General features: G+C 71.1%; 7 protein-coding genes and 1 pseudogene. 2 read left to right on the forward strand and 6 right to left on the reverse strand.

The genetic code is table 11. The features are described 5' to 3' along the window. The coding region (locus ACFE86_RS20300) for a multidrug effflux MFS transporter (RefSeq protein WP_375457139.1) at positions 1-1,160 on the reverse strand (1,160 nt) is incomplete at its 3' end. Positions 1,161-1,442: 282 nt separating this feature from the next. On the opposite strand from ACFE86_RS20300, the gene ACFE86_RS20305 reads away from it, so the two are divergent. Further along, a complete protein-coding gene (locus ACFE86_RS20305) occupies positions 1,443-1,616 on the forward strand; it encodes a YqaE/Pmp3 family membrane protein (protein WP_375457133.1) in 174 nt (57 codons plus the stop codon). Positions 1,617-1,705: 89 nt separating this feature from the next. Here ACFE86_RS20305 and ACFE86_RS20310 read toward each other — a convergent pair whose 3' ends face one another. From ACFE86_RS20310 to ACFE86_RS20320, 3 genes are all read right to left on the reverse strand, one after another. Continuing rightward, positions 1,706-3,151: a L,D-transpeptidase family protein gene (locus ACFE86_RS20310; RefSeq protein WP_375457134.1), complete on the reverse strand. Its 1,446-nt coding sequence runs from the start codon at positions 3,149-3,151 to the stop codon at positions 1,706-1,708. A gap of 140 nt (positions 3,152-3,291) precedes the next feature. After that, a complete protein-coding gene (locus ACFE86_RS20315) occupies positions 3,292-4,032 on the reverse strand; it encodes a DUF1796 family putative cysteine peptidase (protein WP_375457135.1) in 741 nt (246 codons plus the stop codon). Then, on the reverse strand, positions 4,029-4,982 hold the full coding sequence (locus ACFE86_RS20320; protein ID WP_375457136.1) for an acetyl-CoA carboxylase carboxyltransferase subunit alpha: 954 nt from the start codon (positions 4,980-4,982) through the stop codon (positions 4,029-4,031). The genes ACFE86_RS20315 and ACFE86_RS20320 overlap by 4 nt, the downstream gene beginning before the upstream one ends. 171 nt (positions 4,983-5,153) lie before the next feature. On the opposite strand from ACFE86_RS20320, the gene ACFE86_RS20325 reads away from it, so the two are divergent. Then, a complete protein-coding gene (locus ACFE86_RS20325) occupies positions 5,154-5,447 on the forward strand; it encodes a hypothetical protein (RefSeq protein ID WP_375457137.1) in 294 nt (97 codons plus the stop codon). 138 nt (positions 5,448-5,585) lie between these two features. On the opposite strand, the gene ACFE86_RS20330 is transcribed toward ACFE86_RS20325, so the two are convergent. Then, positions 5,586-6,959: a PleD family two-component system response regulator gene (locus tag ACFE86_RS20330; RefSeq protein ID WP_375457138.1), complete on the reverse strand. Its 1,374-nt coding sequence runs from the start codon at positions 6,957-6,959 to the stop codon at positions 5,586-5,588. Between the two features lie 85 nt (positions 6,960-7,044). Then, positions 7,045-7,167: pseudogene (locus tag ACFE86_RS20335) on the reverse strand (two-component system response regulator); the annotation flags it as partial.

Below are 7,167 nucleotides of genomic sequence, written 5' to 3' on the forward strand. Positions count from 1 at the left end.
GAGACGCCGCCGCGGAACAGGCGCCCGCGCTCGGTCCAGGCGACGACGCCGAGCGCCAGGGCGCCGAGCCCGGCATAACCGAAGGCGATCGGCAGCATCGTGCCATCGAATGCCTGCCCGATCAGGAAGCCGCACAGCGCCCCGAGGATGGTGGTGTAGAACCCGAGGAACGACGAGGCCGTGCCGGCGATCGCGCCGAGCGGCTGGAGCGCCAGTGCGTTGAAGTTCGGCATGGCGAAGCTGAGCAGGAACTGGTTTCCCGCGAGCACCGCGAGGAACAGGGCGAGCGGCGGACGCCCGCCATAGGCCAGCCCGAGCCCGACCTGCGCCACCGCCACCGCGACGAAGGCCGCGAGCCCCGCATGCGAGAGCGCGCGCATCCCGAGGCGGCCCACGACGCGGGCGTTGATCAGCGTCGCCACGCCCATCGCGCCGGCGACCAGCCCGAAGGCCAGCGGGAACAGGGCGCCGAGCCGGTAGAGCCCGGTGTCGAACACCTGCTGGGCCGAGCCGACATAGCCCATGATGCAGCCGGTGAGCAGGCCGAGCGCCGTGGCGTAGCCGATCGCGACGCGGCAGCGGAGCGTCGTGCGCAGGGCTTCCGCGGTCGCCGCGAAGGAGAGCGGGCGCCGGTATTCCGGATGCAGGGTCTCGGGCATGCGGATGGCGAACCACAGCGCGAGCCAGCCGGCGAGCACCAGCATCGAGACGAAGACGTAGGTCCACGAGCCGAGCGCCAGCATCGCGCCCCCGATCGCCGGCGCGATCATCGGCACGATCAGGAAGACCATCATGATCAGCGACATCACGCTCGCCATCTCGCGGCCGGCGAAGCGGTCGCGCACGATCGCGGTGGACAGCACCCGCCCGCCGGCGGCGCCGAGCCCCTGGACGACCCTGGCCGCGAGCAGCCACGCGAAGGAAGGCGCGACCATCGCCAGCAGCGTGCCGGCGACGTAGAGCGCGAGGCTCGCGAGCAGCACCGGCCGCCGGCCGAGCGCGTCGGAGACCGGTCCGTAGACGATCTGCGCGACCCCGAAGCCGATCATGTAGACGTAGATCAGCCATTGCAGCCGGTTCGGGTCGGGCACGCCGAACCGCTCCTGGATCGCCGGGAAGGCCGGCAGCAGGTTGTCGATCGAGATCGCGGTCACCGCCATCATCAGCCCGACGATCGCCACGAACTCGGAGAAGCCCGGCCCGGCCCAGGGACGCTCGGGCCGGATCGCCTGGCCTTCGGGAGGATGCGGCCGGATCGGTGCTGTCACGGGGATGCCTCGGGCGGCGCCTCGTGGCGCGGCGGCCCCGTCATCCGGCCGGTTCGCGGCGGCGGTGTGGCCGGCGCATGCGCCCGACGCCGGGGTGATCCCGGGCGCGGCGCCGGAACGGAAACGGTCCCGCTTCGTTGGCCCGGCGACATCCGACTTGTTCCGGGAGCCGCCGTGTCGACGCTCGTCCGTATCCTCCTCGCGATCTTCCTGCCGCCGATCGCCGTGCTCGTCACCAACGGCATCGGCCTGCAGTTCCTGCTCAACATCCTGCTGACGCTGATGTTCGGGCTGCCGGGAATGATCCATGCCCTCTGGCTGATGAACCGCGACCGCCCCCTCGTCTGAGGGATGTGCACGAAGGAAAAAGCCGCCGGTCCCTCGGACCGGCGGCTTTTTCATGGCGCGAACGCACGAGAGAAACGCAGGAGCCGGCTCTACGGCTTGTCCGCCTTGGCGGTCCGCAGAGCCGGCAGCGTCTCCTTGCGGGCCGGCGGCCCGTGCGCGACCTTCGCGGGACGCGCGGCGGCCTTGACCGGCTCGGCGACCAGGGCATCGGCGGCCTGCGTCTCCGGGATCGCCGGGCTCTCCTTGGCGAACACCTTTCCGAGCAGCGTCCGGTAGGCGCTCGGATCGTCGTCCGCGCCGGCGAGCGTGATCCGCGCGGGCCTGGCCTTCCCGGCCTCCTTCGCGGGCTCGTCCGCAGCATCGGGCTGCCTAGCCATCAAGGTCCGGACCGCGGGCTTGGCTACATCGGGCTTGCCGGTCTTCGCGGGGGCGGCCGCCGCCCTGGTCGGGATCGGCGCCTCGGCGGCAGCGAGCATCACCGGCTTGCCCTTGGCGTCGACCTCGATCTCGCGCGGGCCGGCAGCGAGGCTCTCGGGACGGCTGACGTCGCCGAGGTTGTGCCGGCCGTACTCCTTGGCGCTGTAGGGAACCTCGGTCTCGGTGCCCGACAGGCTCGCGAAGGCCGTCGTCTGCTCGGCCCGGAAGACCGGGTTCCCGCCGCCGTCGTCGTAGACGATCCGCGTCGCGGGCGTGCCCTTGGCGACGAGTTCGGCGATCTCGCGGTCGTCGTGGGCGCGCTTCTCGGCGACCAGCGGATCGAGCTTCGGCGCGCACGCGCCCGCCGCCGCGTCCGAGCCACCGAACACGTACTTGGCGCCGCAGAGCCCGACCTTCGGTTCCTCGTGCAAGGCCTCGAACCAGTCCGAGCCCTCCTTGAGGTTGCGCCAGAACGGGGCGTTCGGATCGTTCCGGTGCTTGGCCATGTTCTGGGCCGTCATCCGGAACGGATAGGACTGGAACTGGAAGGCCCGCTGGCCGCCGGCGAAGGCCTCGCGCGCCACGGCGTAGAGTTCGGACATCGAGGCATCGGTCATCGCGAAGCACCCGGCCGAGGAGCAGGTGCCGTGGACCATCAGGTAGTTGCCGGTTCCGCCGTTGGCGCGGTCGTAGGCGTTGGGGAAGCCAGTATCGAAGGAGAGGTAGTAGGCCGAGTTCGGGTTCATCTGGCCGGGGGTGATCGTGTAGAAGCCCTCCGGCGCCTGCCGGTCGCCCTGCTTGCGCTTGGGCCCGAGCTGGCCGGACCAGCGGCAGATCGGGTAGGTCTTCATGAGCGCGTACTGGCCGCTCGCCCCGCGCTTCCACACCTCCATCTCCGCCTCCTTCTTGTAGGCGCGGATCAGGATCGGGTCGCCCTGTTGCATACCCTTGGTATGCATCAGGGACAGGGTCTGCGGCGGGATCGGCGTGAGGGATCGCGTCGAGGCGCCGTTGACCAGTCCGTCCTGGCAGCCGCCCAGGCCCAGGACAACGACCAGGGCCGAGGCGACGACGATGGGGGCGATCAGCCTTGCAGCCGCGGACCGGCGCACAGCCATAGGAGAACCTCGTCCTCGATACACACCGCCCGCGGGCCGTTGGGCAGCCGTCGTGCGTCACTCCCCGACTCTCTAGCTTTGGTAAACTTACGCCTCCGTTACCGCAAGGATCGGCGCGGGCGTCGGCGCCCGCCGGTGGATCACGGGGACGCGTTCAGGGTCCGCCGCGACTCCGCCGCGATCGTGTCGAGGAGGAACGCGTCGTCGGCCGGGTCGGAGAGACGCAAACCGACTGATGCGGAAGGCGTTTCGATCGTCAGCCAGCGCAGGTCGGGACGCACGGAATCGGCGGCCGTCACCCGCCGCGCTTCGCATCCGGCGATCAGTTGCAGAAAGGTTAAATGGTTCCTGCTTACCTTCTGTGCTAAAACGTCGCAGATCTGGATCACGACCTCCGGAGGTGTGTGGTGTTGCGTCATCAGCCAGAATCGATTGTCCGCCGCCGGCATCGCCAGCGCGGTGCGCAGCCGCCGGACGCCCTCGGTCAGGAAGCGATGGTCGCCGGCGTCGGCCGCCGGATCGTGGTGGTTGAAGACGCAGTCGAGCCCGTAGCGATCGCGATAGAGCCGGTGGCGGCCGCGCCACAGCCCGTCGCCCCGCCGCTCGGCGTCCGGGATCGACTCGAGCTGCGTGCGATCGACCAGGGCGGCGAAGTCGTCGGCGAGGCAGTCGCGGACCATCCCCGGCGTGGTGAAGATCCAGTCGAAGGGGCCGGACCAGGCGCGAAGGCCCAGCGTCTTCAGCACGTGCGCCATCTGGCAATGGGCGCCGAGCGAGACGTGGTTGACCGCGCCCGGCTCGGCGGCCGCGCCGGCGAGCCGACGCCCGAGCCCGCGCAGCAACCCGATCCCGAACGGGCCGCCGCCGTCCGGAGCGGTCACAGCCGCCGGCCGATCTCGAGGAACTTCCGCGCGCGCCGGTCGCGGACCTCGTCGGCAGCGACGCCGTCGAACTCGGCGAGCGCGCCGGCGAGCGCGTCGCCGGCGGCGGCGATGGCGCCGGCACGGTCGCGATGCGCGCCGCCGGTCGCCTCGGGGACGATCGCGTCGATGATGCCGAGCCGCATCAGGTCCTGCGCGGTGATCTTCATCGCGGTCGCCGCATCGTGCGCCCGGCCCTGGTCGCGCCACAGGATCGAGGCGGCGCCCTCCGGCGAGATCACGCCGTAGATCGCGTGCTCCATCATCAGGACGCGGTTGGCGGTGGCGATGGCGATGGCGCCGCCCGAGCCGCCCTCGCCGATCACCAGCGCGACGTTCGGGACGCCGAGCCCCAGGCAGGCCTCGGTGGAGCGCGCGATGGCCTCGGCCTGTCCGCGCTCCTCCGCCTCGATGCCGGGGAAGGCGCCGGCGGTGTCGACGAAGGCAAGCACCGCCAGGCCGAAACGGTCGGCCAGTTCCATCAGGCGCACCGCCTTGCGGTAGCCCTCGGGACGGGCCATGCCGAAATTGTGGCGCAGGCGCGTCTCGGTGCTCGCGCCCTTCTCCTGGCCGAGCACGAGGACCGGCCGGCCGCGGAAGCGCCCCATGCCGCCGACGATCGCCTCGTCCTCGCCGAAAGCGCGGTCGCCGGCCAGCGGCGTGAAGTCCTCGATCAGGCCGGCGCAGTAATCGACGAAGTGCGGGCGCTGCGGGTGGCGGGCGACCTGCGTCTTCTGCCAGGGCGTGAGGGTCGCGTAGATCTCGGCGAGCGCCTGCGCCGCCTTGGCCTCCAGCCGGCCGACCTCCTCGCTGATCACGACCGCGCCGTCGCGGGCGCCGACCGCGCGCAGTTCCTCGAGCTTCGCTTCCAGTTCGGCGACAGGCTTCTCGAAGTCGAGGTAGGAGCGCATCGCCGCCATCGTTGTCCCGGAACTCCCATCCGAACGGCCGGCGCGGGGGCGGCGCGCGTGAAGGCGGCGCCCCGGCCGCGGACGGCGCGAGGTGTTGGCGAAGCGGGCACGGGTGTCAACCGCCGGCGGGCCGCCATGCTCGGGCCGCGTTGTCGTGGGGTCCTTACGCGCATGAACCGATGGAGAGCCCCTTCGATTCGCGCCGGCGGCGCCGTCGTCCTCGCGCTTTGCGCCGGGATCGCGTGCGCGCAGGCGCCCGCCGTCAAGCCGGGCCTGGAGCAGGCCGCCCGCGACAGCGCCGCGAACATGGACGCGATGCAGAAGGCGATGGACGCGCGGGTCCGGCGGGCGACGCGGAGCATCTGCGCGGGCTGCTCCGGCGGCGCGAACCGGCCGCATCGCGGCGTTCCGCGGCCGGTCGAGGAACCGCGCCCGCGCGATCCCGCCCAGGCGCCGGGGGATTGAGGCGGAGCCGTATACCGGCGGCCGTTGACCGTGAACGGGTCGAAAGCCTCCGCCGCACCGGCGCGGAGTCCTGCTTGCCGACGGCCGATCGCGGAAGGGCCTCGCGTGATGGCCCTGGGATATGAAGGCTCTCGGATATCAGGCCGCCTGCGCCTCGACGCGGTTCCGGCCCGACGCCTTGGCGCGATAGAGCGCGAGGTCGGCGCGCTTGAGCATCTCGCCCGGTCCGGCATCCGCCAGTTCCCGGATCGCGACGCCGATCGACACCGTGACGGCGACGCGGCGCGTGTCCCGATGGACCGGGAACGGCATCCCCTCGATCCGCTCGCGGATGCGTTCGGCGATGGCGCGCGCCTCCGCGAGGCCGGCGTCGGGCAGGATGATCACCACCTCCTCGCCGCCGTAGCGGGCGACGACGTCGATGGTCCGCGTGTGCAGGCGGACGCGGTCGGCGAAGGTGCGCAGCACCTCGTCGCCGGCCTCGTGGCCGTGGGTGTCGTTGATCGCCTTGAAGTGGTCGATGTCGAGGATCAGCGCGGCCACCGGGCGCTCGCGCAGGCGCGGGTCCGAAAACATCGCGCAGAGGTGGTTGTCGAGGTAGCGCCGGTTGTGCAGCCCGGTCAGCCCGTCGGTGACCGCCAGCTCCATCGAGGCCTGCACCGCGCCGCGCAGCACCTCGGAGAAACGCTTGCGCCGGATCTGGGTTCGCACCCGTGCCACGAGTTCGTTCCGGTCGATCGGGCGCAGAAGGTAATCGTGCACGCCGAAATCGAGGCCGCGCACGATGCGGCCGCGGTCATGGCCCTCGGCCAGCATGATCAGCGGCACGTGGCGGGTGCGGTCGAGGTTGCGCAACTGGCTGCACAGGCGCAGGCCGTCGAAGCCTTCGAGGTCGAGGCTGACCATCACGAGGTCGAAATCGCCCTCGGCGGCGACGTGGATCGCCTTCTGCGGATCGGCCTCGACGGTCACCGCATGATATTGCCCGAGGGACGCCGCCATGCGCTCGGCCGACCCGCGCCGATCCTCGACGAGGAGCAGGCGGGCGTTCAGCCCGGTCTCGGCGGTGGCGAGCGCCAGCGGGTCGCCGATGCCGAAGGCGCGCGAGGCCAGGGCCCGGCTGCGCAATTCGTCGGTCACGGCCTTGAGGCGCACGAGGCTGCGAACGCGGCTGAACAACGCGGTGTCGTCGATCGGTTTCGTCAGGAAGTCGTCGGCGCCCGCGTCGAGGCCCTTCAGGCGGTCGGAGGGCTGGTCGAGGGCCGTCACCATCACCACCGGCAGATGGGCGGTCAGCGGGTTGTTCTTCAGGGTGCGGCAGACCTCGAACCCGTCCATGCCGGGCATCATCACGTCGAGCAGGACGAGATCGCACAGGCCCTTCTCGCAGATCGCGATGGCGTCCGGCCCGTTCATGGCCGCGACCGTGTCGAAGTATTCCAGCGCGAGCTTCGTCTCCAGAAGCTTCACGTTCGGAAACAGGTCGTCGACGATCAGGACGCGGGCCGACATCGTTCCTCGCTTGGCGGTTCAACGGACGGTCGCGCCGGGCCAACCCTCGGGCGGGATGCCGCCGGGGACCAGATCGCGACGGTGGCTACCTGTCGGCAAGATACGTGCGAACCGTTGCCAAAAACTTCGCGACCGAGATCGGCTTCGACAGGTAGGCCTCGCAGCCGCCCTCGCGGATGCGCTCCTCGTCGCCCTTCATGGCGAAGGC

It is taken from the genome of uncultured Methylobacterium sp. (assembly GCF_964244095.1).
Taxonomy (GTDB): domain Bacteria; phylum Pseudomonadota; class Alphaproteobacteria; order Rhizobiales; family Beijerinckiaceae; genus Methylobacterium.